Origin of the sequence: Pseudomonas sp. Marseille-Q5115, from assembly GCF_916618905.1 — a bacterium.
GTDB lineage: Bacteria > Pseudomonadota > Gammaproteobacteria > Pseudomonadales > Pseudomonadaceae > Aquipseudomonas > Aquipseudomonas japonica_A.
Genome location: NZ_CAKAKI010000001.1, coordinates 4890758 through 4916029, shown reverse-complemented (window position 1 = coordinate 4916029; position 25272 = coordinate 4890758). Strand labels below are relative to the sequence as shown.

Sequence of the window (25272 nt, the reverse complement as noted above, 5' to 3'; positions counted from 1 at the left end):
GTTCCACTGAGCATGCTTGACCAACCCGTCAGGACGGTTCCTTGAGCAGAATGGCGCGTGGCCGTTCCAGCCATCCGCCTTCGCCGTCCGGAACGAGTTCCACGACATCGACTTCTGTGTCGCTGATGGCAACGATCTTTCCGTCGTTCTCGCCAATGTAGTCGCCTACCTTCACCCGATGCACCCCGCCCCCGCCTTTCATGAGGGCAAATTTCCCCGAACCGTTGGCGAGGGTGCCGACCATTTCGAAGTCTTCGATATTGAAGCCTTCGAGGAACTGCTTCACCCGGTTCGGATCCGGGTGTATGTCGCGAGACCCTTTTTGCCGGTTCGCCTGCTCCACCCGAATGGGCGGCTGGAACGGGCTGCGCATGTCGGACGCCTGGTACGTGAACGCCTGATATGCCTGAAAACGGGGAATCGGTTCGATTGTTCCCTTGGGCTTTTCGTTGACCTCCTTGAGAAAGGCGTCGATATCGGAAAAATCGTCCGAACCGCCGCACCCGGAGAGCGCCAGTACTACAAAAAGCATCCCTGCATTGACCCACGCCCTCATTGCGTCAGCCCCTTGTCGTTATACCGGTAGGTCTTGGCGAGGATCTGCATCCGCAGCTGGGACGCGTTGTCTTCGCTAGCCGGCTTTACGTCGAAGTCGTGCAGGGTAACGATCCGTGGCAGGCTGGCCACGCCGCTGACGAAGGTGGCAAGGTCATGGTAGTTGCCCGTCACGGTGATCTGGATAGGCAGCTCGATATAGAACTGCTGGGCCGTTTCAGGCAAGAGTTTGATTTCCTCGAACTCGAGCCCGGCACCCAAACCAGCGCGGGTTATGTCCTCAAGCAGGCCGGGCACTTCGGTATCACTGGGCAGCTGGCGGAGCATCGCGCCGAAGGAGGTTTCCATTTCCTTCATCTGGGCGGTGTAGGCTTCCAGGTTCGCCGCCTGGAAGGCCTTGGCCGTGTACTGATCCCTCAGGGCCTGTTCCTGCACCACCTGGGTGTCGAGGTCTGCTTCCAGGTCCTGGATATGAAAGTAATAGCCCAGCCCCAGCAAAAGCAGCCCGAGCAACACAGCGGCAATGCCTTTCACCGGCGCTGGCCACGAGCCAACGTTGTTGATATCGAGCTCGCTCAGCTCGACCTTGCGCAGGCTTTCAAGCCACCCTGCCATGTTCATTTGTCATCCTCCTCCACCGTAGGCGCGGTTTGCCGTACGGACAGCTGGAACAGGTTGGTCTCGGCATCGGTCTTGGCCTTTACTTCGGTCAAGGTGGGCGCTTCAAGCCAGGGCGAGGCGTCCAGGTTGCGCATCAGGTCCGATACCCGATTGTTGGATTCAGCCGCGCCAGCGATGTCGATCTGCTTGCCGGTCATCTTCACGTCAGAGAAATACACACCATCGGGAAGAGTGCGTACCAGCTGATCGAAAATCCGCCCGATGATCGGTCGGTTGCCTTGCAGGTCCTGGATGATGCGCATCCGGGCAAGCAGTTGCTTGCGCCGGGCTTTCAAGTCGCTGATGGCTTTGATCCGCTGGTCGAGATTGGCATTCTGGGTTTGCAGGTAAGTATTGCGGGCTGTCTGGCGCTCGATCTGGCCCTTGATGAACTGGTCTGCCAGAAAGATCACCCCACCGCAGAACACTACCACCGCCGCCAGCAGGATCAGGAAATGCTTCTTGCGCTCCTCGCGCTGCTGGTCGCGCCAGGGCAACAGGTTGATGCGTGCCATCAGTCGAAGCTCCTGAGCGCCAGCCCGCAAGCGATCATCAGCGCGGGGGCATCGCTGGCCAGCGCGCCGGCATTCACCTTGCTGTTGAGCGCCATGTCCGCGAAGGGGTTGGCGACCAGCGTAGGCGTGCCGATCCGTTGCTGGATCAGTTGATCCAGGCCTGCCAGGGAGGCCGTGCCGCCGGCAAGCACGATATAGTCAACCTGATTGAACTGCCCCGCTGCAAAAAAGAACTGTAACGAGCGCGATACCTGCTGAACCACCGCCTCGCGAAACGGCTGCAGCACTTCGGCGACGTAGTCGTCCGGCAAGCCGCCCTGCTTCTTGGCAAGGCCCGCTTCCTCGACGCTCAACCCGTAACGACGCTGAATTTCCTCGGTGAGCTGGCGGCCACCGAACAACTGTTCGCGGGTGTAGATGATCCGCCCATTGTGGATAACGCTCAGGGTGGTCATGGTCGCGCCCACGTCCACCACCGCCACGGTAAGTGGCTGGTCGCCATTGCGCAGCTGCGGGGACAGCAGCCCGAACGCGCGCTCCAGGGCATAGGCTTCGACATCCACCACACGGGCATTCAGGCCTGCCACCGCGAGCGCGGCCTCGCGTACCTCGACGTTTTCCTTGCGGCACGCGGCGAGAAGCACTTCTACCCGCTCGGGGTTGCGCGCCGAGGGGCCCTGCACTTCGAAGTCGATAGCGACTTCTTCCAGCGGATAAGGGATGTATTGGTCGGCTTCGAGCTTGAGCTGGTTTTCCATCTCGTCGTCGGTCATGCCCGCGTCCATCTCGATGGACTTGGTGATGACCGCGGAACCGGAAACGGCCAGGGCGACTCCGCGGGTAGCGGTACGCGCCTTGGTCACCACGCGAAGCAAGGCATTGCCGACGCCTTCGAGCTCGGCGATGTTCTTCTCGACCACGGCGTTGGCAGGCAATGGCTCGACGGCATACGACTCTACCTTGAAGCGGTCGCCGACGCGGCTAAGCTCCAGCAGCTTGACCGAGGTAGAGCTGATGTCGATCCCCAGAAGCGAGTTCGCTTTCTTGCTGAAGAGTCCTAGCACTACTGATTCCCTAGCACTATCCGAGACTTACGGACCGTTTATGGTAAACGGCATTTAATAGCAGTCTTGACAGAAGCGCAAATGACGCTCCACAACAAAATGCTTATAATGCCGAGCGCTTTTTCTGCCTTGGCCCGCCGTACGGCCAAGCCCTTATTCTTACTGGAAATCCGAAAGCCTTGATCCGCCTGCTCAAGTTTTTCTGCTGGTCCATCCTCGCTGTGGTCTGCGGGCTTCTGCTCGGGCTGAGCGGCGCCTACCTGTATCTTAGCCCCGGCCTGCCCTCTGTGGAGGCTCTCAAAAGCGTTCAGTTGCAAATTCCCTTACGGGTATACAGCAGCGACGGCAAATTGATAGCAGAATTCGGCGAAATGCGCCGCTCGCCGATCCGGTTTTCTGACATCCCGCCTCACTTCATCCAGGCGCTGCTTTCGGCCGAAGATGACAACTTCGAAAACCACTATGGGGTAGACCCTTCCAGCCTGGTGCGCGCCGCCAGCCAGCTGCTACGTAGCGGGCACATCCAGACCGGCGGCAGTACGATCACCATGCAGGTGGCCAAGAACTACTTCCTGAGCAGCGAGCGCAGTTTCTCGCGCAAGACGAACGAGATTCTCCTGGCGTTGCAGATCGAGCGTCAGCTGACCAAGGACGAGATCCTCGAGCTCTATGTAAACAAGATTTACCTGGGCAACCGCGCGTACGGCATCGAAGCGGCGGCGCAGGTGTACTACGGCAAGTCCATCCGCGACTGCAGCCTGGCGCAGATGGCGATGATCGCCGGCCTGCCCAAGGCCCCGTCGCGCTTCAATCCGCTGGCTAACGCCGCGCGGGCGAAGGAGCGGCGTGACTGGATCCTCGGGCGGATGTACAAGCTGGGCAAGATCGACGAAGCCAGCTACCAGGCAGCACTGGCTGAACCGATCAACGCCAGTTATCACGTGCCCACGCCGGAAGTGAACGCCCCCTATATCGCCGAGATGGCACGGGCCGAAATGGTCGGCCGCTATGGCAGCGACGCCTATACCGAAGGCTTCCGTGTAACCACGACGGTGCCAAGCACCCTTCAGGAAATTGCCAACAAGGCCGTGCTGGACGGGCTGGCTACCTATGACCAGCGGCATGGTTACCGTGGGCCTGAATCGCGGCTTCCAGGCAAGACCCGCGAAGCCTGGCTGGCCGAGCTGGCGCGCCAGCGCACGCTCAATACGCTGGAGCCTGTGATCGTTACCCACGTGGACAAGGCCGGCCTTACCGTACTGAACCGGGACGACAAGGAAGAGCATGTCGCCTGGGAAACCATGAAATGGGCGCGGCCGTTCATCAACACCAACAGCCAGGGCCGCGCGCCCAGCCAGCCGGCGGACGTGGCGCAGATCGGTGACCTGATCCGCGTACAGCGCCTGCCGGATGGCAGCCTGAAATTCAGCCAGGTACCCACGGCACAGAGCGCACTGGTCTCTCTCGACCCGCATGACGGCGCAATCAAGGCACTGGTGGGGGGCTTTGCCTTCGAGCAAAGCAACTACAACCGCGCCATGCAGGCCAAGCGGCAACCGGGTTCGAGCTTCAAGCCATTCATCTATAGCGCAGCGCTGGACAACGGCTACACCCCAGCCAGCCTGGTGAACGACGCGCCGATCGTGTTCGTGGACGAGGCGGTGGACAAGGTTTGGCGGCCAAAGAACGACACCAACACCTTCCTCGGGCCGATTCGCCTGCGCGAAGCGCTGTACAAGTCGCGCAACCTGGTGTCTATCCGCGTGCTGCAAAGCCTGGGCGTGGACCATACCATCGACTACATCACCCGCTTCGGCTTCAATCGCCAGGATCTCCCTCGCAACCTGTCGCTGGCCTTGGGTACCGCCACGCTCACGCCGATGGAAATCGCCACGGGCTGGAGCGCCTTTGCCAATGGTGGCTTCAAGGTAACGCCGTACCTTATCCAGAAGATCGAAAGCCGTAACGGCGACGTGCTGTTCACTGCTGCTCCGCCTGTAGTGCCTACCGACGAGCAGGAGGCCAGCGCGCCACCCGCCGAACCGGTGACCACGGCGACCGGCAACGATGTACAAGGCGCAACCACGCCTCCCGCGGCCGCTGCACCGGCATTCGCCCCAAGGATCATCGACGGGCGCACGACCTATATCCTGACCAGCATGCTGCAGGACGTGATCAAGAAAGGCACCGGCCGACGGGCCCTGGCGTTGAACCGCCCGGATATCGCCGGCAAGACCGGTACCACCAACGATTCCAAGGACGCCTGGTTCTCGGGGTACAACGCCGACTACATGACCACCGTATGGACGGGCTTCGACCAACCCGAAACGCTTGGCCACAAGGAGTTCGGGGGCACTGTTTCGCTGCCGATCTGGATGCAATACATGGGCGCGGCACTCAAGGACAAGCCTCCACACACCCAGCCGGAACCTGAAGGGATCGTAAGCCTGAGGGTAGACCCCGTCAGCGGCCGCGCGGCAACGCCTTCCACGCCGAACGCGTACTTCGAGCTGTTCAAGAGCGAAGACACGCCGCCGTCGGTCAATGAAATCGGCAACGGCACAGCCCCTGGCAGCCCGCTGCCAGCGGACGAAGCAGCGCCGATGGACCTGTTCTGACGCTTGGGCGGGCGCGTAGCTTTATCAGGCTGAATTCGGGTGCTTGCGCCCCCTCCTGCAAGGGTTCAGCACTGGATTCGTGACTATAAAAAACCGGCCATCAAGGCCGGTTTTTTGTTACCGCGGGGCTCAGCCCTTGAACACGTCGTCCACGCTCTTGAGCGGGTAGTTCGAGGGGTACGGCAGGGTAGCCACGCCGCTTTCGATGGCGGCCTTGGCCACGGCATCGGACACCACGTCGATTAAGCGTACGTCCAGAGGCTTGGGAATGATGTACTCACGGCCGAAGCTCAGGCTTGGAACGTTGTAGGCATCGCACACGTCCTGAGGCACCGGCAGCTTGGCCAGGTCGCGCAGGGCGTAGGCAGCGGCGATCTTCATTTCCTCGTTGATACGCTTGGCGCGGACGTCCAGTGCACCACGGAAGATGAACGGGAAGCCCAGCACATTGTTTACCTGGTTCGGGTAGTCCGAACGGCCAGTGGCCATGATCACGTCGTCGCGGGTAGCGTGGGCCAGTTCCGGGGAAATCTCCGGATCTGGGTTGGAGCACGCGAACACGATCGGGTTTGGCGCCATGCTCTTCAGGCCCTCAGGGCTGAGCAGGTTCGGGCCGGACAACCCGACGAATACGTCGGCACCGTCCAGGGCATCGGCCAGGGTGCGCTTGTCGGTTTCGTGGGCGAACACAGCCTTGTACTGGTTCAGGTCATCACGGCCAGCATGGATCACACCCACGCGGTCGATCATGAAGATGTTTTCGACCTTGGCGCCCATGCTCACCAGGAGCTTCATGCAGGAGATAGCGGCGGCGCCAGCGCCCAGGCACACGATTTTCGCGGCTTCGAGCTGCTTGCCGGCGATTTCCAGCGCGTTCAGCATGCCAGCGGCGGTCACGATCGCGGTGCCGTGCTGGTCATCATGGAATACCGGAATGTCGCACTGTTCGATCAGTGCACGCTCGATCTCGAAGCACTCGGGCGCCTTGATGTCTTCAAGGTTGATGCCGCCGAAGGTGATGGAGATACGCTTGACGGTGTCGATGAAGGCTTGCGGGCTTTCAGCGTCCACTTCGATGTCGAACACGTCCACACCAGCGAAGCGCTTGAACAGAACGCCCTTGCCTTCCATCACCGGCTTGGAGGCCAGAGGCCCCAGGTTACCCAGGCCGAGAATGGCGGTACCGTCAGAGATCACTGCTACCAGGTTGCCCTTGCCGGTGTACTTGTAGGCGAGCTCCGGGTCGCGGGCGATTTCACGTACAGGCTCAGCGACGCCTGGGCTGTAGGCCAGCGACAGGTCGCGCGCGGTGGCGGTCGCCTTGGTGAGTTCGACGCTCAGTTTCCCGGGGCGGGGGTGGGCATGGTATTCGAGAGCGGCAGTTTTCAGGTCTGACATGTTGGCGTTCCGCTTGACTGTTGAACTTTTCGGATCGCCGAGGATACGCACAAAGGAAAGTCGCGACAAGACTACCCAGTCACCCCTGTCAAGGGTTCACGCCTACGACTTTCGGTGCAGAAGACAGCGCTTGAAGCATCGCCGGAGCCGTCAACCGCAATACCCAGCGAGCGCGGTTAGCCGCTTCGCCCGACCGGCGGCCTCGATCGGTAACCCAGCCTCGTGCCTCCACAGGTTGGCCGCGCATTGCCTGTAGCGCACCCAGGTCGAACGACTCCTCATTGGCCTTTGCGACATGCAAGACCAACCCGCCATCGAGGTTCATCCACACGCCGCCCCGGTTGCGCTGGACAGACAGCACTGTGCCAGCGACTACAGCGAACCCACCGCGGTCGACGGACGCCGCCGGGCGTGGCGAAAAGGCCCGCCATACGCCGATCCCGGCCTGCCGCGCGCGTTGCTCGGCACGTGCATGGCAGTCGCTCAAGGCGTCATTGGGCAATACCACTACCTGGTAGCCCAGGCCTTCTTCGAGCAGGCGGGCTTCCAGACTGCGCCCGTCAGGGGTGTATACATGCGCCAACGTGCGCCCGTAGTGATCGCGCGGCTGACGGCCGGGCACCACGGCGACCGCCCCACCTGCCTGATCCACCAGCGCTTGCAACCGGCGACGCGCCACAACCGCACCGGGCTCGTCGGTGCGTCCCTTGCCCGCGAGCTCGGGCGTATTGAGGCCGATGAGGCGAACGCTTCGGCCATCCACGAGCCGCAGGGTATCTCCATCCACGACGTTCACCACCTTCGCCAAGGGCGTGGCGGGTGGCGCCGGGCAATCGGCCCATGCGGGCAGAGGCAAAAACGCAGGCAATAAAAAGGCGCCCACGAGGGACGCCTTTTCGATCAGCCTGGACAAGCCGAAACGGCTTTCCAACGCGAAGAACCTTAGTTGGTTTTCGCGGCGCCGAACACGCCGAAGCGCTGCTTGAAGCGATCGACACGGCCGCCGGTATCCAGCATTTTCTGCTTGCCGGTGTAGAACGGGTGGCACTCGTTGCACACGTCCAGGCTCAGCGGCTTGGCCAAGGTGGAACGGGTGTGGATGACGTTACCGCAGCTGCAGGTAGCTTCGATAGCTTCGTATTTCGGATGGATTTCAGGCTTCATGGGTAATTCCTCTGTTGTCGCGCCGCCACCCGGCACCATTGCCGGATACCGCACGTACTGGGGGCGGCATATTAACAGAGCCGCGCGGTGACGCAAGCGCAGCGGATACCGATGGTCACTTCGAGGTGGTAGGCTTGCGCGCTTGCTCGCTATTCGCCGTGGAAACTTCCGTGCCCGACGTCATCCTGCGCCTTGCCCTGCCTTCGCCGCTGCGCCGCCTGTTCGATTACCGGGCGCCGGCGAACCTGCGCGTGACCGCCCTGCAGCCTGGCATGCGCCTGCGCGTGCCCTTTGGCCGGCGCGAGATGATCGGCGTTCTGGTAGAAGTGAGCGACCGCACCGATGTACCCCGGGACAAGCTCAAGGCCGCCATCACACTGCTGGACGAAACCACCCCTATACCGCCCGGGATGTTCAACCTGTGCCTGTGGACCGCTCAGTATTACCAGCACAGCCTGGGGGACACCCTGGCCTGGGCCTTGCCGAGCCTGCTGCGCCAGGGCGAGCCTGCCGAGGCCCGGCAGGAGCGTTTCTGGAGCGTAACCCCCGCAGCCCGCAGCGATGACCCCCGAATGGGCCGGGCACCACGGCAGCGCGACGCGTTCACCGTGCTGGCGCAACATCCCCACGGTGTCGCTCACTCCCTGTTGCCCCGCCTGGGGCTGGCCAAGGACGCGCTAGACGCACTGCTGGCCAAGGGGCTGGCTCAGGTGGAAGTACGCAGCCACGCGCCTGCCCGGCGCCAGGCGCACTGGCTGGCCCAGCCGGAGCTACCGCTGAACCCCGAACAACGCAGCGCCTTCGAAGCGGTGAAAGCGGGGTTCGGGCATTTCCATGCTTTCTTGCTCGCTGGTGTAACCGGCAGCGGCAAAACCGAGGTTTACCTGCAGCTGATCCATGAAACGCTGCGGGCCGGCAAGCAGGCACTGGTGTTGATCCCTGAAATCAACCTGGGGCCCCAAACGCTGCAGCGCTTCGAACAACGTTTCAATGCCCGGATCGCACTGGTGCATTCGGCGGTCAACGATCGTGAGCGGCTGGACGCCTGGCTCGCCGCCAGGGATGGCGACGCCGATATCATCATCGGCACCCGTTCGGCCCTGTTCACGCCCATGCTCAACCCCGGCATCATTATCGTCGACGAGGAGCACGACAGCTCCTATAAACAGCAGGAAGGCCTGCGCTATCACGCACGCGACCTGGCCGTGGTCCGCGCCCGGCAGGACAACATCCCGGTATTGCTGGGCTCGGCCACCCCTTCACTGGAAAGCCTGCACAATGCACACAGCGGCCGCTACGGGCTGCTGCGCATGGAGCAACGTGCCGGCGGCGCGTTGCCGCCGCGGTATCTGCGCCTGGATGTAAAGAGCCGTCCGCTGGACAGCGGCATGAGCCCTCCGCTGCAACAGGCCATCGGGCAGACGCTAGCGCAGGGCCAGCAAGTATTGGTGTTCCTCAACCGCCGCGGCTTCGCCCCTACCTTGTTGTGCCACGATTGTAGCTGGCTCTCCGAATGCCCATTGTGTGACGCGCGCATGACCGTCCACCTGCGTTCCGGCGAACTGCGCTGCCATCACTGTGGTCATGCCGCGCCGCGCCCGCGCCAGTGCCCGGCGTGCCAGTCGGTAGACCTGCGCCCCGTAGGGGCCGGCACCGAGCGCGCCGAGGACCGCCTCAACACGCTGTTCCCCAACGTGCCAGTGCTGCGTGTAGACCGCGACAGCACCTCGCGCAAGGAGGCAATGGCGCAGCTGTACAGCAAGGTTCAAAGCGGCGAGCCGTGCATCCTCGTAGGCACCCAGATGCTCGCCAAGGGGCACCACTTTCCGCGCGTCACACTGGTGGCCATTCTGGATGCCGATGGCGGCCTGTTTTCCGCGGATTTCCGCGCCGCCGAACGCATGGCTCAGCTGATCGTACAAGTAGCGGGCCGCGCGGGCCGGGCGGAGCAACCGGGGCGCACCATTATCCAGAGCCACATGGCCGATCATCCGCTGCTGGTACAGCTTACCGAGGAGGGCTACGCCGCCTTTGCCACCCAGGCCCTGAGCGAGCGCCGCGCCGCCGGGCTTCCGCCCTTTTGCCACCTGGCCTTGCTACGCGCCGAAGCGCACAAACCCGGGCAGGCTGAGGCCTTCCTTGAGCAGGCGTGCGTAGAGGCCGAGCGCTTGCGCGACACCTTGAACGTGCCCGGCGTAGAGCTGCTGGGCCCGGTACCGGCTCCCATGGAGCGGCGCGCCGGGCGTTATCGCTCGCAGTTGTTGCTGCAAGCCAGCGCTCGGGCACCGCTGCATCGCTTGCTCAGCCTTTGGGTGTTGCAGCTGGAGCAGCTTCCGGGCGGCCGGCAAGTGCGCTGGGCGCTTGATATAGACCCTATCGACCTTTATTGAATGGCCGCGAAGGTTGGCAAGCCCGCCCCATGAACGGATAATGCTCCGTTTTTCCACCCGCGCATCCTGCGCCGCCGCCTCGCGGCACAAGAGACGATCATGAAAGACACTATTCGCCTGCTGATCCAACACGCCCTCACCCGCCTCGTCGAGGACGGTGTGCTGCCCGCCGGGCTCTCGCCCGCGATCCAGGTCGAAAACACCCGGGACAAGACCCACGGGGACTTCGCCAGCAATATCGCGATGATGCTGGCCAAGCCTGCCGGCATGAAGCCACGGGACCTGGCAGAGAAGATCATCGCTGCCCTGCCTGCCGACCCTCAGCTGAGCAAGGCTGAAATCGCCGGCCCCGGTTTCATCAACTTCTTCCAGAACACCGAAGCACTGGCCGCTCGGCTCGACAGTGCCCTGGCCGATCGTCGCCTGGGCATCCGCAAGGCCAGCGCCAACCAGCGCGTAGTAGTGGACCTTTCGGCGCCCAACCTGGCCAAGGAAATGCACGTTGGCCACCTGCGATCGACCATCATCGGCGACGCCGTGGCCAATGTGCTGGAGTTCCTCGGCGACACGGTGATCCGGCAGAACCATGTGGGCGACTGGGGCACCCAGTTCGGCATGCTGCTGGCCTACCTCGAAGAGAACCCGGCGGACAGCGACCAGTTGTCCGATCTGGAGAATTTCTACCGCGCGGCGAAGAAGCGCTTCGACGAATCCGAAGCCTTTGCCGAACGTGCGCGCAGCCTGGTGGTAAAGCTGCAAGCCGGCGACCCCGATTGCCTGAAGCTGTGGAAGCGTTTCAACACGATCTCGCTGTCCCATTGCCAGAAAACCTACGAGCGCCTGAACGTTCACCTCACCCCCAATGACGTGATGGGTGAAAGCGCCTACAACGATGACCTTCCGAGCGTGGTCGCAGACCTTCGCGCCAAGGGCCTGCTGGTAGAAAGCGAGGGCGCCCAGTGCGTGTTCCTCGACGAGTTCAAGAACGCCGAAGGCAACCCGCTGCCGGTGATCGTGCAAAAGGCCGGCGGCGGCTATCTCTATGCCACCACCGACCTGGCGGCCGTTCGCTATCGCAGCAACGTGCTCAAGGCAGACCGCGCCCTCTATTTCGTGGATCAACGTCAGGCACTGCACTTCCAGCAAGTGTTCGAGGTAGCCCGGCGCGCAGGTTTCATCACCAATGGCATGGTGCCCGAGCACATGGGCTTCGGCACCATGAATGGCGCTGACGGCCGCCCGTTCAAAACCCGTGACGGTGGCACCGTCAAGCTGATCGACCTGCTCGACGAAGCCGAACAGCGCGCCTACGCCCTGGTGAAGGAAAAGAACCCGGAGCTGGAAGAAAGCCGCCTGCGTGACATCGCCCGGGTGGTAGGCATTGGCGCAGTGAAATACGCCGACCTCTCCAAGCACCGCACCAGCGACTACAGCTTCAACTTCGAGCTGATGCTCAACTTCGAAGGCAACACCGCGCCTTACCTGCTGTACGCCTACACCCGCGTTGCCGGTGTGTTCCGCAAGCTGGGCAAGGGGTACAACGAAGCGCAAGGCCGAATTGTGCTGCAGGCCCCGCACGAGCAGGACCTTGCCGCCAAGTTGGCGCAATTCGGCGAAGTGTTGAACAACGTGGCGGAAAAAGGCACGCCTCACGTGCTGTGCAGCTACCTCTACGATGTAGCGGGCCTGTTCTCCAGCTTTTACGAAAACTGCCCGATCCTGGCGGCCGAAACGCCGGAACAGCAGCAAAGCCGGCTGCGCCTGGCGGCGCTCACTGGCCTGACCCTCAAGCAGGGCCTGGAACTGCTGGGCCTGGAAACTCTGGAGCGTATGTAAGTTGGCGGCGAAAAAACCTGCACCCAAGCGTGGCGCCAGCCGCAACCAGGCCCCTGCGAAAAAACCCGTACCGGGCTGGCTGTGGCTGGCCATCGGGCTGTCCGTGGGAGCCTTCATTGTGTTCCTGATGAAGCTCGAACCGGGGCGTAGCGACGTCAAACGGGTCAAGCCCGAGGAGCAAAAGGCAGCGGCAAAGGCCGAGATGGAAAAAACTCCGCCCAGCCCGGAGAAGATCAAACCCAAGTACGACTTCTACACACTGCTCCCCGAATCCGAGGTGATCGTGCCACCGGAAGCGGTGCCGGAGAAAACGCCACCGGTACCGGCCCAACCGGTAACACCGGCCGAGGCGGCGAAGATCGATACCGCGCGGGCCCAGGCAGCGCTCTCCGGCCAGGTGCCTCCACCGGCGCCGCCCGTGATCAAGCCAGCGGCGACGACCCAGTACTACCTACAGGCGGGCTCGTTCCGCAAGCAAACGGATGCCGACAAGGTTCGCGCCCAGATCATTCTGCTGGGCCAGGCCGTGCAGGTGGAATCGGGTACGGTGAAAGAGGAAACCTGGTACCGGGTGCTGGTGGGCCCGTTCAGCAACCGCGAGCAGCTCACCGCGGCGCAAAAGATGCTCGCCGGCAGTGGCTTCAATAACCTGCTGCTGCAACAGCGGCAAAACCGGTAACAGGCGCGTTTGCCGCGAAAGGGCGCATATCGATGTCTGCCCTGTCGCGGCCCAGGCCGGCTGCTACAGAGGTACGGGAGGGCCCCATTCAGGGATTGGGGCTTGCACCGGTTGAAATCCTTCCCCGGCATCCCCACATCTGTCTGCATTGGGCATTTTCGCCCCGCAGCGTGAGGACGTTCCCTTGACCACCATCGTTTCAGTCCGCCGCCATGGCAAAGTCGTCATGGGCGGGGATGGCCAGGTTTCCCTCGGCAATACCGTGATGAAAGGCAACGCCAAGAAGGTCCGCCGCCTGTACCACGGTCAGGTCATCGCGGGTTTCGCCGGGGCCACCGCCGACGCATTCACCCTCTTCGAACGCTTTGAAGCACAGCTGGAAAAACACCAGGGCCATCTGGTGCGCGCCGCTGTGGAACTGGCGAAGGACTGGCGTACCGACCGCTCCCTCAGCCGCCTGGAAGCCATGCTGGCCGTAGCCAACAAGGACGCATCCTTGATCATCACCGGCAACGGCGACGTGGTGGAACCCGAGGACGGCCTGATCGCCATGGGCTCCGGTGGCGCCTTCGCTCAGGCAGCCGCTCGCGCGCTGCTGAACAAGACCGATCTGTCGGCTCGGGAAATCGCCGAATCCGCGCTCAATATCGCCGCGGACATCTGCGTTTTCACCAACCATCACCTGACCATCGAGGAGCAGGACCTCGCGCAGTGACATGCCCGAGGCCATCAACGCCATGTCCATGACCCCCCGCGAAATCGTCCACGAACTCAACCGCCATATCATCGGCCAGGACGATGCCAAGCGCGCCGTCGCCATCGCCCTGCGCAACCGCTGGCGGCGCATGCAGCTTCCTGCCGAGCTGCGCGCTGAAGTCACCCCCAAGAACATCCTGATGATCGGCCCTACCGGTGTAGGTAAAACCGAGATCGCCCGGCGCCTGGCCAAGCTCGCCAACGCCCCGTTCATCAAGGTCGAGGCCACCAAGTTCACGGAAGTGGGCTATGTGGGCCGCGATGTAGAGTCGATCATTCGTGACCTTGCCGACGCCGCCATGAAGCTGCTGCGCGAGCAGGAAATGATCAAGGTGCAGCACCGCGCCGAAGACGCCGCCGAAGATCGTATCCTTGACGCCCTGTTGCCGCCAGCGCGGGTGGGTTTCAACGAAGATCCGGCTCCGAGCAGCGATTCCAACACCCGCCAGTTGTTCCGCAAGCGCTTGCGTGAAGGCCAGCTGGACGACAAAGAAATCGAGATCGAAGTCGCTGAAAGCGTTGGCGTGGACATCTCGGCGCCACCCGGCATGGAAGAAATGACCAGCCAGCTGCAGAACCTCTTCGCCAATATGGGCAAGGGCCGCCGCAAGGCGCGCAAGCTCAAGGTGAAGGAGGCGCTGAAGCTGGTGCGCGACGAAGAAGCCGGTCGCCTGGTGAACGAAGAAGAGCTCAAGGCCCAAGCCTTGGAGGCGGTCGAGCAGAACGGTATCGTGTTCATCGACGAGATCGACAAGGTTGCCAAGCGCGGCAATGTCGGCGGCGCTGACGTGTCCCGTGAAGGCGTACAGCGCGACCTGCTGCCGTTGATCGAAGGCTGCACGGTGAACACCAAGCTGGGGATGGTAAAAACCGACCACATTCTGTTCATTGCCTCGGGCGCGTTCCACCTGAGCAAGCCCAGCGACCTGGTGCCCGAGTTACAAGGCCGCTTGCCGATCCGCGTGGAGCTCAAAGCCCTCACGCCTGGTGATTTCGAACGCATCCTCAGCGAGCCCCACGCCTCTCTGACTGAGCAGTACCGCGAACTGCTCAAGACCGAAGGCCTTGGCGTGGAATTCCAGGCAGACGGCATCAAGCGCCTGGCTGAAATCGCCTGGCAGGTGAACGAGAAAACCGAAAACATCGGTGCTCGCCGCTTGCACACACTGCTCGAGCGGCTGCTGGAAGAGGTTTCCTTCAGCGCGGGTGACCTTGCGGGCGCACAGAACGGCGAGCCTATCCGGATCAACGCCGAGTACGTAAACAGCCACCTTGGCGAGCTGGCGGAAAACGAAGATCTGTCGCGCTATATTCTGTAACGCACCGGTCGCCGGTTCTCCTCATGGTGCCCTTCGGGGCCCTTTTCGTTACTCTGGAAGCGCGCACCATGACCCGACGCCCCACCGCCATCAAGCTGCACAAGGCTTCGAAAATTCTTAGCCTCACGTACGGCCCGGATGAATCCTATGACCTGCCGGCGGAATTCCTGCGGGTGCACTCTCCATCGGCCGAAGTACAAGGCCACGGCAAGCCGATCCTTCAATACGGCAAGCTTGCGGTTGCGCTGACCGGCGTGGAGCCTGCCGGCCAGTACGCGCTCAAGCTGATCTTCGATGACGGGCATGACAGCGGCTTGTATACCTGGGATTACCTCTATGAGCTGGCTACCCGCCGCGACAGTCTCTGGGAGGACTACCTTGCCGCGCTGCACTCGGCCGGCAGGTCCCGTGATCCGGTCGAATCCGTGGTGAAATTCGTTCCTTGAGCGAATCCACCTTGCGCTAGTGCCCGTCATGGGCTTGCTTGTGCTGTATGCCCAACTAAGGTAACCACTGATTGCAGGCGCGAAAGTGTGTGTGCGCCCTGTGGACAGGGCCGCGTGCATCGCGCCTACCGGATGCTCTGATTGCTGTGGGCTACTTTCGACGGTTGCATTGGCAACAGCGCAAACACGGAGCCTCGGGCATGGGCGACAGAAACCCCGAAGACATTACGGCCCAGGCCAACGACACCGGCATGGGCCTAAACCCCATACTCGGGCTGCGCCGAAAGGACCTCTTCTCCTCGGCACGCATGGTGCTGCGCCAGGTGGCTCGCCAGCCCTTGCACAGCCTTACCCACACCCTGAAATTCGGCGCAGAGCTGCGGGACGTGATGCTGGGCAAATCCCGCCTCGCGCCGGAACCCGGAGACCGGCGCTTCGCTGATCCGGCCTGGAACGAGAACTTCCTGTACCGACGCTACCTGCAGGGGTACCTGGCCTGGCGCAAGGAACTGCATGCCTGGATCGACACCAGCAACCTTGAGCCAAAGGACGTCAATCGCGCACATTTTGTACTTAACCTGATGACCGAGGCGATGGCGCCCAGCAACACGTTGGCCAACCCCGCAGCCATCAAGCGACTGTTCGAAACCGGCGGTAAAAGCTTGCTCGACGGGGCTGGGCACCTGGCCAAGGACCTGGTGAAAAACGGCGGTATGCCGAGCCAGGTCGACATGGGGGCGTTCGAGGTGGGGCGCAACCTGGGCACCAGCGAAGGCTCGGTGGTGTTCAGCAACGATGTGCTAGAGCTTATCCACTACAAGCCGGCCGACGGTGAGGTCTATCAGCGACCTTTGCTGATCGTTCCGCCGCAGATCAACAAGTTCTACGTGTTCGACCTCAGCCCTGAAAAAAGCCTGGTGCGCTTTGTGGTCCGCAGCCAGGTGCCAGCGTTCATCATCAGCTGGCGCAACCCCACCAAGGCGCAGCGGGAATGGGGGCTGTCTACCTACATCGAGGCACTGAAGGAAGCCATCGACGCGGTGTGTGACATAACCGCGAGCGAAGATGTGAACCTGTTGGGCGCCTGCTCGGGCGGCATCACCTGCGCCGCGCTACTGGGCCATTACGCCGCGCTTGGCCAGCGCAAGGTCCACAGCCTTACACTGGTGGTGAGCGTGCTGGATACCAACCTGGACACGGACGTGGCGCTGTTTGTAGATGACCAGACGCTGGAGGCCGCCAAGCGACATTCCTACCAGAGTGGCGTGCTGGAAGGGCGGGACCTTTCGCGGGTATTTGCCTGGATGCGCCCCAACGACCTGATCTGGAATTACTGGGTGAACAACTACCTGCTGGGCAATGAGCCGCCGGTATTCGACATCCTGTTCTGGAACAACGATACCACCCGCCTGCCAGCCGCTTTTCATGCCGACCTGATCGAGCTCTTTCGCAATAACCCGCTCATTCATCCAGGCGCATTGGAGGTGTGCGGTACCGCCATCGACCTCAAGCAGGTCACCAGCGACCTCTTCTGCGTAGCGGGCAGCAATGACCACATTACCCCGTGGACCAGCTGCTACAAGTCAGCGCAGTTGTTTGGTGGAAACGTGGAATTCGTGCTCTCCAGCAGCGGGCATATCCAGAGCATCCTCAACCCGCCGGGCAACCCGAAGGCACGTTTCATGACCAACCCGGACATGCCCACCGCGCCCAAGGCATGGCAGAACGACGCCACCAAGCACCTGGACTCGTGGTGGCTGCACTGGGGCCTGTGGCTGGTGAATCGCTCGGGCGACATGCGCGAGGCGCCCGCTCAGCTCGGCAACAAGCGGTACCCACCCGCGCACCCCTCGCCCGGCACGTACGTGCACGAGCGCTGAGGCCGACACCCGCCCGCCACACAGGATGCGCGCATGCCGCTTTCTTATGTATTTCGCACCATCGACATCAATGGCCAGGCGATCCGCACGGCCGTGCGACCGGGCAAACCGCACCTTACTCCGTTGCTGATCTTCAACGGTATCGGCGCCAACCTGGAGTTGGTATTTCCCTTCGTGGCCGCGCTGGACCCCGACCTGGAAGTGATCGCCTTCGACGTGCCGGGCGTGGGTGGCTCCTCGACCCCTAACCTGCCCTATCGCTTTCCCGGCCTGGCGAAGCTTGCCGTGCGGATGCTCGATTACCTGGATTACGGGCAGGTGAATGCGATCGGCGTCTCCTGGGGTGGCGCGCTGGCGCAGCAGTTCGCCCATGACTTTCCCGAGCGCTGCAAAAAGCTGGTATTGGCGGCAACATCGGCGGGAGCGTTCATGGTGCCAGGCAAGCCGCGGGTGCTGTGGTTGATGGCAAGCCCCCGGCGCTACATTCAGCCCTCGCACGGCGTGCGGATTGCCCCGGAAATCTACGGAGGCAGCTTCCGCCGGGAGCCGGACCTGGCCATGGCCCATGCGCGAAAGGTGCGCTCGTCCGGCAAGCTGGGCTACTACTGGCAACTGTTCGCCGGGCTGGGCTGGACGAGCATCCACTGGCTGCATCGCATTCACCAGCCAACCCTGGTACTGGCCGGAGACGACGACCCGCTGATCCCCCTGATCAACATGCGCCTGCTGGCCTGGCGGATTCCCAATGCACAGCTACACATTATCGATGACGGGCATTTGTTCCTGGTAACCCGGGCTGGTGCTGTGGCCCCGATCATCATGAAGTTTCTCGAAGAGGAACGGCAGCGGGCGGTGGTACATCCACGGCCGGCGCCGACCGCGAGCAGCGATCACTAATCGGAGCGCCTCATGAAAACCAAGGTCGCCAAAAGCAGCCCGGCCACGTCTGCCGACTACATCAACGCGCAGAGTGTGATCACCGGCCTGCAGCGAAAGGACCTGATCGACACCGTGCGCAACGTGGCCACCCACGGGCTGCGACACCCACTTCATGCCAGCCGCCACGCACTGGCGCTTGGGGGCCGGCTGGGCCGTGTGATGCTAGGGGACACGCTGTTCGCGCCGGACCCTTCCGACACCCGCTTCAACGACCCTACCTGGGCACTGAACCCTTTGTACAAGCGGGGGCTGCAGGCGTACCTCAGTTGCCAGCAAGGGCTGCAGGAATGGCTGCAGGACAGTCAGCTCGATGAGCAATCCAGAATCCGCGCCGGCTTTCTCTTCGCACTGCTCGATGACGCGATCGCGCCCAGCAACACCCTGCTCAACCCCCTGGCGATCAAGGAGGTGTTCAACTCCGGTGGCCTGAGCCTGCTGCGGGGCGCCCGGCACCTGCTGGCAGACCTGAGGCACCACCAGGGCCTGCCTCGGCAAGTGCCTCCGCAGGCCTTCGAGGTGGGCAAGCAAGTGGCAACCACACCCGGCGCGGTGGTGTTCCGCAACGAGGTGCTCGAACTCATCCAGTACGGCGCGCTCAGCGAGAAGCAGCACAAGCGCCCGCTGCTGGTGGTGCCCTCCCCGATCAACCGTTTTTATATCTTTGACCTGTCGCCCGCCAACAGCTTTGTGCAATACGCGCTCAAGCATAACCTGCAGGTGTTCATGGTGAGTTGGCGCAACCCTACCCCGCGCCACCGCGAGTGGGGCCTGTCACGCTACGTACAGGCGCTGGAGGAAGCACTGGATGCCTGCCGGACGATAAGCGCCAGCCGCGAGGTGAACCTGGTAGGCGGATGCACCGGGGGCCTTATCAATGCCGCGCTGCAAAGCGTGCTGCAGCGCAAGCGGCAACTGGGGCGAGTACAGAGCGCCAGCTACTTCGTAAGCCTGCTGGACGCGCACCTGGAAGGCCCGGCCAGCTTGTTCCTTGGGGAAGAAGCCCTGGAATCGGCGAAGCGCCGCTCCTATCAGCTGGGCGTGCTGGACGGCCGCGAGCTGGCCAGATGGGCTGCCCTGGCGCGCCCCAACGAGTTGATCTGGCGATACTGGGTAAACAACTACCTGCTGGGCCGCGAGCCGGAGGCCAGCGACGTGCTGTACTGGGCCAACGACACCACTCGCCTGCCCGCCGCCCTGCATGGGGACCTCCTCGACCTGTTCAAGCACAACCCGCTGCCGCGCCCCGGCGCACTCGAGGTGTGTGGTACACCTGTGGATCTATCCCTGGTAGGCGTGGACACGTTCACGGTTGCCGCACTGAACGACCAGATCACCCCTTGGGATTCGATCTATCGCTCCAGCCAGCTGCTGGGCGGAACGCACCGGCTGGTACTTTCCAGCGGTGGGCACGTGCGGGGCATGCTGGCGCCTCCGGGGCGAGCCAGCGAAGCCTGGTATCTGGAAAACCCAAAGCTCAGCGGAGACCCGCGCGCCTGGTATTACGACGCCACGCGCCACGAAGGTAGCTGGTGGGCACCCTGGCTGGCCTGGGTACAAGAGCGCAGCGGCCCGCTACGCGCGCCAATCACCCAGGTGGGCAGCGAGAAGTTCCCGGCGCTGGGCGCGGCCCCTGGAACGTACGTATTGGGTGAGTAAGGCATGCCGCCATCAGCCGGAGCGAAAACCCGTGAGCGCATCCTCGAATGCGCGCTTGGGCTGTTCAACGAGCACGGCGAACCCAACGTGACCCCCGTGGAAGTCGCCAGCCAGCTGGGCATCAGCCCTGGCAACCTGTACTACCACTATCACGGCAAGGAGCCGTTGATCCTGGGCTTGTTCGAAGTGTTCCAGCAGGAGTTGCGGCCATTATTGCGCCCACCCGCGGCGGCGCAGCTGGGGGCTGAAGATTATTGGCTGTTTCTGCACCTGGTGGCCGAGCGCATGGCGCGGTACCGCTTCCTGTTCATGGACTTGTCCAACATGGCCCGCCGCATGCCGCGCCTGGGCCGTGGCATGCGCGAGATCATCCAGGCATTGCGCCGAACGCTTGTGGCGCTGCTGGCCAGCCTTGAAGAGAACCCCCGCCTGGCGGGAGGCAATGGCGCGCTCACTGCCCTGAGCGATCAAACGGCGATGACGCTGGTGTGCAGCCTGGACTACCAGCGCATCCTGGGCCAGGAGCCGGAAGTAGGCGTGATGGTGTATCAAGCGATGATGATCATTGCCCCACACCTGCACTCCGACGCCCGTGAGGACGTCGAAGCATTGGCCAGGCGCTACCTGCCTTGACCGAAGCGCTCAGGCAGGCGTTGCGGGTTCGGCCGCCGGAGCAGTAGCGGGCGCCGAAGCCGGGGTTGCCGAGTTGGCGGTGCTGGCCGCGCTCGCCTTGGCTGCGGGCTTGCGGGTACGGGGCTTTTTCTCTGCGGTAGTCGCTGCCTTGGCCGTGGATGCCGCTTCGCCCACTGCCTTGGCGCCCGCCTTGCTCGCCTTGTTCAGCGTGGTTTTGGCTGCGGCTTTGGTAGAGGTAGCCGAGCCGGCAGGCTTGCTCGCCTTCGCTGTCGATGGCTTGCTGGCGTTGGCCCGGCGTGTGGCGCTGGCCAATGGCTTGGTGGCAAGGTCATCCGGCGCCTGAAGCGCCGCCTGGGCCTGCGGTACCGTGGCGCCGGTCAGACGCTCCAGCTCACGCATCAACAGGTCCACTTTCTCGTTGAGCGCGGCCACCTCGTTCCGGCTGGGCACGCCAAGGCGGGAAATTGCGCTGTTCAGCCGCTTGTCGAACGCCTCTTCGAGCTCGCCCCATTTACCCAAGGCCTTGTCTTTGACCCCGCCCACCTTCGAGCGGGTCGTGGCCTTGACCGTGTCCACCTGCTTGTCCATTTCGCCACGTGCCTGCTTCTCGGCGCTTTCGCCTTCCTTCACCAGGCTGTCGAACAGCTTGTTGCCGTCCGTGCTGATCTTGGCGTATGCCCCCAGCCCTGCCAGCCAGATTTGCCGGGAGTATTTCTCGATGCCGCCAACCCACGAAGCGGCTTCCTTCTCTACTTTCTTCTTGCTAGCCATGAGCGCTCCTTATTGCTTGCGGGCGGCGTATTCCACCAGCACCTGCAATTGGTCGAGTTTGGCGGACAATCGTTCCACGTCCTGACGCGACGGAATGCCGATGCGGTGAAGCGCACCGGCCACGCGTGCGTCGAAGGCCCGTTCCAGACGGCTTGCCTGATGTTCCAGCCGATTGCCGGCGTCGAACAATTCATCAGTCACTTCGTCGATCTGGGTATTGGCGGCGCGCAACTTGCGGTCGAACAGCTGCTTGCCTTCGGCTTCAACGTCTTCGCCGGCACGGATCAGCTCGCGCAGATAATCCAGGCCCTCACGGCCGAGGCGGCTATAAGCGCCCAGGCCTGCCAACCACACCTTGCGCATGTAGGACTGCGCCTCTTTGCCGGCATGCTCCACGGGCTCGGTGGGAATGTGCACTTTCTTTCTCAGCGTCAGGGTAGCCATCAGTTGCCCTCGTTTTCCGAAGATGGAGAAACGCGCACCGCACAGCCGCGCGACACACGCCGCCGGAAGGCGGCATGTCACGTCCGAGGGTAGAAGCAAAAATTAGAAAGGTCTTCCTAGAAGCGAAACGGGAGGGGCTCAGGCGAGGGCCTTGTCCAGTGCCCGGTCGATCTCGGATTCGATCATCCCGCTCATCATCGACAACATCATGCCCAGCTTCAGGTCCACCACCACGTTATCGTCCCCTACCGCTACCTGCCCCGTGATGCCACTGCGCTTGAGCTCCACCACGTCGCCGTTCCATTCGGCGCTCATGTCGTATTTGGAAACCAGCTTCTCCACAAGGCGCTCGGCTTTTTCCTTCGCGACTTCCTTGCCCAGCTGATGCTTGCGTTCTACCCGGATATGGCTCATGAAAGACCTCGATCGCAGAAAAATGGCCGATATATTAACGCGGTTGTCGACATGTTCCATACGCCAAGACAAATGCAGCCCCGGCCTATTAGAATGGCCGGTAATTTTTCCGGTGACAGCGATATGAACGATCAGCGCAAAGGCAGCGATGCCGAACCCACCACTCACTTCGGCTATCAGAACGTTCCCGAAAGCCAGAAGGCGAAAAAGGTCGCGGAAGTGTTCCACTCGGTGGCGGCCAAATACGATGTGATGAACGACCTGCTTTCCGGTGGCATGCACCGCCTGTGGAAGCGCTTTACCATCGAGTTGTCGGGCGTGCGCATGGGCAACCGGGTGCTGGACATCGCCGGCGGCACGGGCGACCTCACTCGCAAGTTCTCCCAGCTGGTTGGCCCTACCGGCGAAGTGGTATTGGCCGACATCAACGCCTCGATGCTCAAGGTAGGGCGGGACCGCCTGCTGGACCTGGGCGTGGCGGGCAATGTGCAGTTCGTGCAGGCCGACGCTGAAAAGCTGCCCTTCCCCGACAATCACTTCGATTGCGTGACCATCGCCTTCGGCCTGCGCAACGTGACCCACAAGGAAGACGCCCTGCGCTCGATGCTGCGCGTGCTCAAGCCGGGTGGGCGGCTGCTGGTGCTGGAGTTCTCCAAGCCCACCAGCAAGGTCATGTCCAAGGCCTACGATGCCTATTCGTTTGCCTTCATGCCGCTGATGGGCAAGCTGATCGCCAACGACGCCGAGAGCTATCGCTACCTGGCAGAGTCGATCCGCATGCACCCCGACCAAGAAACCCTCAAGGCCATGATGGTGGATGCCGGCTTCGACCGTGTGACTTACCACAACATGACCTCCGGTATCGTTGCCCTGCACCGGGGTATCAAACCCTGATGTTGACCGATGGCCTGCTGGCTGCGATCGAGGCTGGGCTCAATGCCACCTTGCGGCTGGACAGCACTGCGCTGCCACGGCTGGGGCGCCTGGCCGGCCAGGTCATCCTGGTGGACTGCGCCCAGCCGCGGCAGCGCCTCTATCTGATACCTGGCCCTGCGGGGCTTACCCTTGCCCGCCATTGGGAGGCGCCACCTGACTGCACGCTTCAGGCCCCGCTGGGCACGCTGATGCAATTGGCCCTGCGCAAGGACAAAACCCGCGTACTGCATGCACCCGAGGTTTCGCTCAGCGGCGACAGCGCCGCGCTGACCGAACTGGCGGCCATACTGCAAGGCCTGGAACTGGACTGGGAATACGAGATTTCCCGCTGGTTGGGCCCGGTACCGGCAGCCTTGCTGGGCGGGCATGTGCGTTTGCGCGCCCAATGGGCGCAACGGGGCAGCGCCCGGATGTTGGCCACGCTCTCCGATTACTTGAACGAAGAAACCCGAACCCTGGTCGGAAAGCGAGAAGCCGAGGCGCGCCTGCGCGAGCTCGACCAACTCAAGCTCGACACCGACCGCCTGCAAGCGCGTTTCGACCGCCTGCTCCGAACCCTTGAAGCCAGCGATAACGCATGAAGCTGCTCGCCGCCGTACTTCGTTTGTTCCGCATCCTGCGCGTTGCCATCCGTTTCCGCCTCGATGACCTTCTGCTCGCGCTGCCGTTGCCCTGGTGGCTGCGCATCCTGCGTTTCGGCATGCCGTGGCGCTGGTTCCCGCGCAGCAACCGCCAGCTCAGCCGGGGTGCCTGCCTGCGCCTGGCGCTCCAGGACCTGGGCCCGATCTTCATCAAGTTCGGGCAAATCCTTTCCACTCGCCGTGACCTGCTGCCCGAAGACATCGCCGACGAGCTGATGCTGCTCCAGGACCGGGTGCCGCCATTCGATCCGCAGCAGTCGATGCAATTGATCGAAGCCCAGTTGGGCATGAAGATTACCAGCGTGTTCAGCCGCTTCGACGTCGAACCCATGGCCTCGGCCTCTGTGGCGCAGGTGCATGCGGCGCGGCTGAAAACCGGTGAAGAAGTGGTGGTCAAGGTGGTGCGGCCAGGCTTGCGCCCGATCATCAGCCAAGACATCGCCTGGCTATTCATTCTGGCGCGCCTGGCCGAGCGCGTGTCCGCCGACGCCCGCCTGCTGCACCCGATCGACGTGGTGGCCGACTACGAAAAAACCATCTACGACGAACTGGACCTGCTACGCGAGGCCGCCAACGCCAGCCAGCTGCGGCGCAACTTCGAAGATTCCGACCTGTTGTACGTGCCCCAGATCTACTGGGACTGGTGCCGGCCGAAAGTGTTGGTGATGGAGCGCATCTACGGCATTCAGGTCAACGACCTGGCGACCCTGGCCGACCAGCGCACAGACATGAAACTGCTGGCGGAACGCGGTGTAGAGATTTTCTTCACCCAAGTGTTCCGGGACAGCTTTTTCCATGCAGACATGCACCCGGGCAACATTTTCGTCAGCACGGTGGCACCGTGGGACCCGCGCTACATCGCTATCGACTGCGGTATCGTCGGCAGCCTCACGCCGGAAGACCAGGACTACCTCGCCCGCAACCTGTTTGCCTTCTTCAAGCGTGATTATCGCCGTGTAGCCCAGCTGCACATCGACTCAGGCTGGGTGCCGGCCGAAACCAAGCTCAATGAGTTCGAAGCCGCAATTCGTACCGTGTGCGAACCTATCTTCGAAAAACCGCTGAAAGACATTTCCTTCGGGCAGGTCTTGATGCGGCTGTTCCAGACCGCGCGCCGCTTCAACATGGAAGTGCAGCCGCAACTGGTGCTGCTGCAGAAAACCCTCTTGAACATCGAGGGCCTGGGCCGTCAGCTGTATCCGGACCTGGACCTGTGGGCGACCGCACAGCCATTCCTGGAGCGCTGGATGCGTGAGCGGATGAGCCCGCGGACCGTGCTCGGCAACGTGCAGGCCCAGATCGAGCAACTGCCGCACCTGGCCAACATGACCCGCGACCTGTTGGAGCGCATGTCCCAGCCGCACCGCAAGGACCCTCCCCCACCCTGGCGGCGGCGCCGCGAGGAGATGGCACTCCGGGTAATGGGTGGCGTTCTGGTAGCAGCTGGTGCGGTGATGGCTTCCACCGCCGGCACCTTGAACAGCCTCGAAGGCTGGCCGGCGTGGGTAATGCTGGCTTGTGGGGTGTATCTGATAGCGCGTGGATAGCCAGTGGCAGG

At 62.7% G+C, this 25272-nt stretch carries 24 protein-coding genes; 14 read left to right on the top strand and 10 right to left on the bottom strand.

The genetic code is table 11. The annotated features are described in order from the left end of the window. Window positions 1-28 precede the first annotated feature (28 nt). From LG385_RS22590 to LG385_RS22575, 4 genes are read right to left on the bottom strand one after another with little or no spacing between them, the layout of a single operon-like run. A complete protein-coding gene (locus LG385_RS22590) occupies window positions 29-556 on the bottom strand; it encodes a pilus assembly protein PilP (protein WP_181110890.1) in 528 nt (175 codons plus the stop codon). Further along, the gene (pilO, locus tag LG385_RS22585) at window positions 553-1176 is read right to left on the bottom strand and encodes a type 4a pilus biogenesis protein PilO (RefSeq protein WP_181110891.1); all 624 of its coding nucleotides are present in this window, start codon (window positions 1174-1176) and stop codon (window positions 553-555) included. Before pilO ends, LG385_RS22590 begins: the two co-directional genes overlap by 4 nt. Next, complete coding sequence (locus LG385_RS22580; protein WP_181110892.1) at window positions 1173-1730, bottom strand: PilN domain-containing protein; 558 nt, start codon at window positions 1728-1730, stop codon at window positions 1173-1175. The genes pilO and LG385_RS22580 overlap by 4 nt, the downstream gene beginning before the upstream one ends. Then, window positions 1730-2794: a pilus assembly protein PilM gene (locus tag LG385_RS22575; RefSeq protein ID WP_225775988.1), complete on the bottom strand. Its 1065-nt coding sequence runs from the start codon at window positions 2792-2794 to the stop codon at window positions 1730-1732. Before LG385_RS22575 ends, LG385_RS22580 begins: the two co-directional genes overlap by 1 nt. 182 nt (window positions 2795-2976) lie before the next feature. Here LG385_RS22575 and LG385_RS22570 point away from each other — a divergent pair, with 182 nt between their 5' ends. Further along, window positions 2977-5412 (top strand): penicillin-binding protein 1A, encoded by a 2436-nt coding sequence (locus LG385_RS22570; protein WP_413247390.1) that lies wholly within the window; start codon window positions 2977-2979, stop codon window positions 5410-5412. Window positions 5413-5541: 129 nt separating this feature from the next. Here the strand turns inward: LG385_RS22570 and LG385_RS22565 are convergent, their stop codons facing one another. The 3 genes from LG385_RS22565 to rpmE all read right to left on the bottom strand — a co-directional run bounded on the left by LG385_RS22565 (window position 5542) and on the right by rpmE (window position 7974). Continuing rightward, window positions 5542-6810 (bottom strand): malic enzyme-like NAD(P)-binding protein, encoded by a 1269-nt coding sequence (locus LG385_RS22565; RefSeq protein ID WP_181110895.1) that lies wholly within the window; start codon window positions 6808-6810, stop codon window positions 5542-5544. 88 nt (window positions 6811-6898) lie between these two features. Then, entirely contained in the window at window positions 6899-7741 is an 843-nt protein-coding gene (locus tag LG385_RS22560) for a thermonuclease family protein (protein ID WP_225775986.1), read from the bottom strand. 11 nt (window positions 7742-7752) lie between these two features. Next, entirely contained in the window at window positions 7753-7974 is a 222-nt protein-coding gene (gene rpmE, locus LG385_RS22555) for a 50S ribosomal protein L31 (protein WP_181110897.1), read from the bottom strand. Between the two features lie 170 nt (window positions 7975-8144). Here rpmE and LG385_RS22550 point away from each other — a divergent pair, with 170 nt between their 5' ends. The 10 genes from LG385_RS22550 (at window position 8145) to LG385_RS22505 (ending at window position 20508) form a co-directional block, all read left to right on the top strand. Next, a complete protein-coding gene (locus tag LG385_RS22550; protein WP_225775985.1) occupies window positions 8145-10364 on the top strand; it encodes a primosomal protein N' in 2220 nt (739 codons plus the stop codon). Window positions 10365-10463: 99 nt separating this feature from the next. Further along, window positions 10464-12200: an arginine--tRNA ligase gene (gene argS, locus LG385_RS22545; protein ID WP_225775984.1), complete on the top strand. Its 1737-nt coding sequence runs from the start codon at window positions 10464-10466 to the stop codon at window positions 12198-12200. A 1-nt stretch (window position 12201) separates the two neighbouring features. Continuing rightward, complete coding sequence (locus LG385_RS22540) at window positions 12202-12879, top strand: SPOR domain-containing protein (RefSeq protein WP_225775983.1); 678 nt, start codon at window positions 12202-12204, stop codon at window positions 12877-12879. A 184-nt stretch (window positions 12880-13063) separates the two neighbouring features. Then, on the top strand, window positions 13064-13594 hold the full coding sequence (gene hslV, locus LG385_RS22535; protein ID WP_181110901.1) for an ATP-dependent protease subunit HslV: 531 nt from the start codon (window positions 13064-13066) through the stop codon (window positions 13592-13594). Between the two features lie 22 nt (window positions 13595-13616). Next, window positions 13617-14954 carry an ATP-dependent protease ATPase subunit HslU gene (gene hslU, locus LG385_RS22530; protein ID WP_225776302.1) on the top strand — a complete coding sequence of 446 codons (1338 nt, stop codon included), beginning with the start codon at window positions 13617-13619 and terminating at the stop codon, window positions 14952-14954. Between the two features lie 68 nt (window positions 14955-15022). After that, a complete protein-coding gene (locus LG385_RS22525) occupies window positions 15023-15400 on the top strand; it encodes a gamma-butyrobetaine hydroxylase-like domain-containing protein (protein ID WP_225775982.1) in 378 nt (125 codons plus the stop codon). Between the two features lie 200 nt (window positions 15401-15600). Further along, complete coding sequence (gene phaC / locus LG385_RS22520; protein WP_225775981.1) at window positions 15601-17280, top strand: class II poly(R)-hydroxyalkanoic acid synthase; 1680 nt, start codon at window positions 15601-15603, stop codon at window positions 17278-17280. 33 nt (window positions 17281-17313) lie between these two features. Continuing rightward, window positions 17314-18177: a poly(3-hydroxyalkanoate) depolymerase gene (gene phaZ, locus LG385_RS22515; RefSeq protein ID WP_181110904.1), complete on the top strand. Its 864-nt coding sequence runs from the start codon at window positions 17314-17316 to the stop codon at window positions 18175-18177. A gap of 12 nt (window positions 18178-18189) precedes the next feature. Next, window positions 18190-19875, top strand: coding sequence for a class II poly(R)-hydroxyalkanoic acid synthase (gene phaC / locus LG385_RS22510; protein WP_225775980.1), 1686 nt, complete (start codon window positions 18190-18192; stop codon window positions 19873-19875). Between the two features lie 3 nt (window positions 19876-19878). Further along, entirely contained in the window at window positions 19879-20508 is a 630-nt protein-coding gene (locus tag LG385_RS22505; RefSeq protein ID WP_225775979.1) for a TetR/AcrR family transcriptional regulator, read from the top strand. 9 nt (window positions 20509-20517) lie between these two features. Here the strand turns inward: LG385_RS22505 and LG385_RS22500 are convergent, their stop codons facing one another. From LG385_RS22500 to LG385_RS22490, 3 genes are all read right to left on the bottom strand, one after another. Beyond that, window positions 20518-21279: a phasin family protein gene (locus tag LG385_RS22500; RefSeq protein WP_225775978.1), complete on the bottom strand. Its 762-nt coding sequence runs from the start codon at window positions 21277-21279 to the stop codon at window positions 20518-20520. A 9-nt stretch (window positions 21280-21288) separates the two neighbouring features. Continuing rightward, window positions 21289-21723 (bottom strand): phasin family protein, encoded by a 435-nt coding sequence (locus LG385_RS22495; protein WP_225775977.1) that lies wholly within the window; start codon window positions 21721-21723, stop codon window positions 21289-21291. A 138-nt stretch (window positions 21724-21861) separates the two neighbouring features. Next, complete coding sequence (locus LG385_RS22490) at window positions 21862-22137, bottom strand: polyhydroxyalkanoic acid system family protein (protein WP_181110909.1); 276 nt, start codon at window positions 22135-22137, stop codon at window positions 21862-21864. Window positions 22138-22260: 123 nt separating this feature from the next. On the opposite strand from LG385_RS22490, the gene ubiE reads away from it, so the two are divergent. Genes ubiE through ubiB form a run of 3 tightly spaced genes read left to right on the top strand, consistent with a single transcriptional unit; the run spans window position 22261 to window position 25261 of the window. Then, window positions 22261-23031: a bifunctional demethylmenaquinone methyltransferase/2-methoxy-6-polyprenyl-1,4-benzoquinol methylase UbiE gene (gene ubiE / locus LG385_RS22485; protein ID WP_181110910.1), complete on the top strand. Its 771-nt coding sequence runs from the start codon at window positions 22261-22263 to the stop codon at window positions 23029-23031. Then, window positions 23031-23654 carry an SCP2 domain-containing protein gene (locus tag LG385_RS22480; protein WP_225775976.1) on the top strand — a complete coding sequence of 208 codons (624 nt, stop codon included), beginning with the start codon at window positions 23031-23033 and terminating at the stop codon, window positions 23652-23654. The genes ubiE and LG385_RS22480 overlap by 1 nt, the downstream gene beginning before the upstream one ends. Beyond that, window positions 23651-25261, top strand: coding sequence for a ubiquinone biosynthesis regulatory protein kinase UbiB (gene ubiB, locus LG385_RS22475; protein ID WP_225775975.1), 1611 nt, complete (start codon window positions 23651-23653; stop codon window positions 25259-25261). Before LG385_RS22480 ends, ubiB begins: the two co-directional genes overlap by 4 nt. The last annotated feature ends 11 nt before the right edge of the window (window positions 25262-25272 follow it).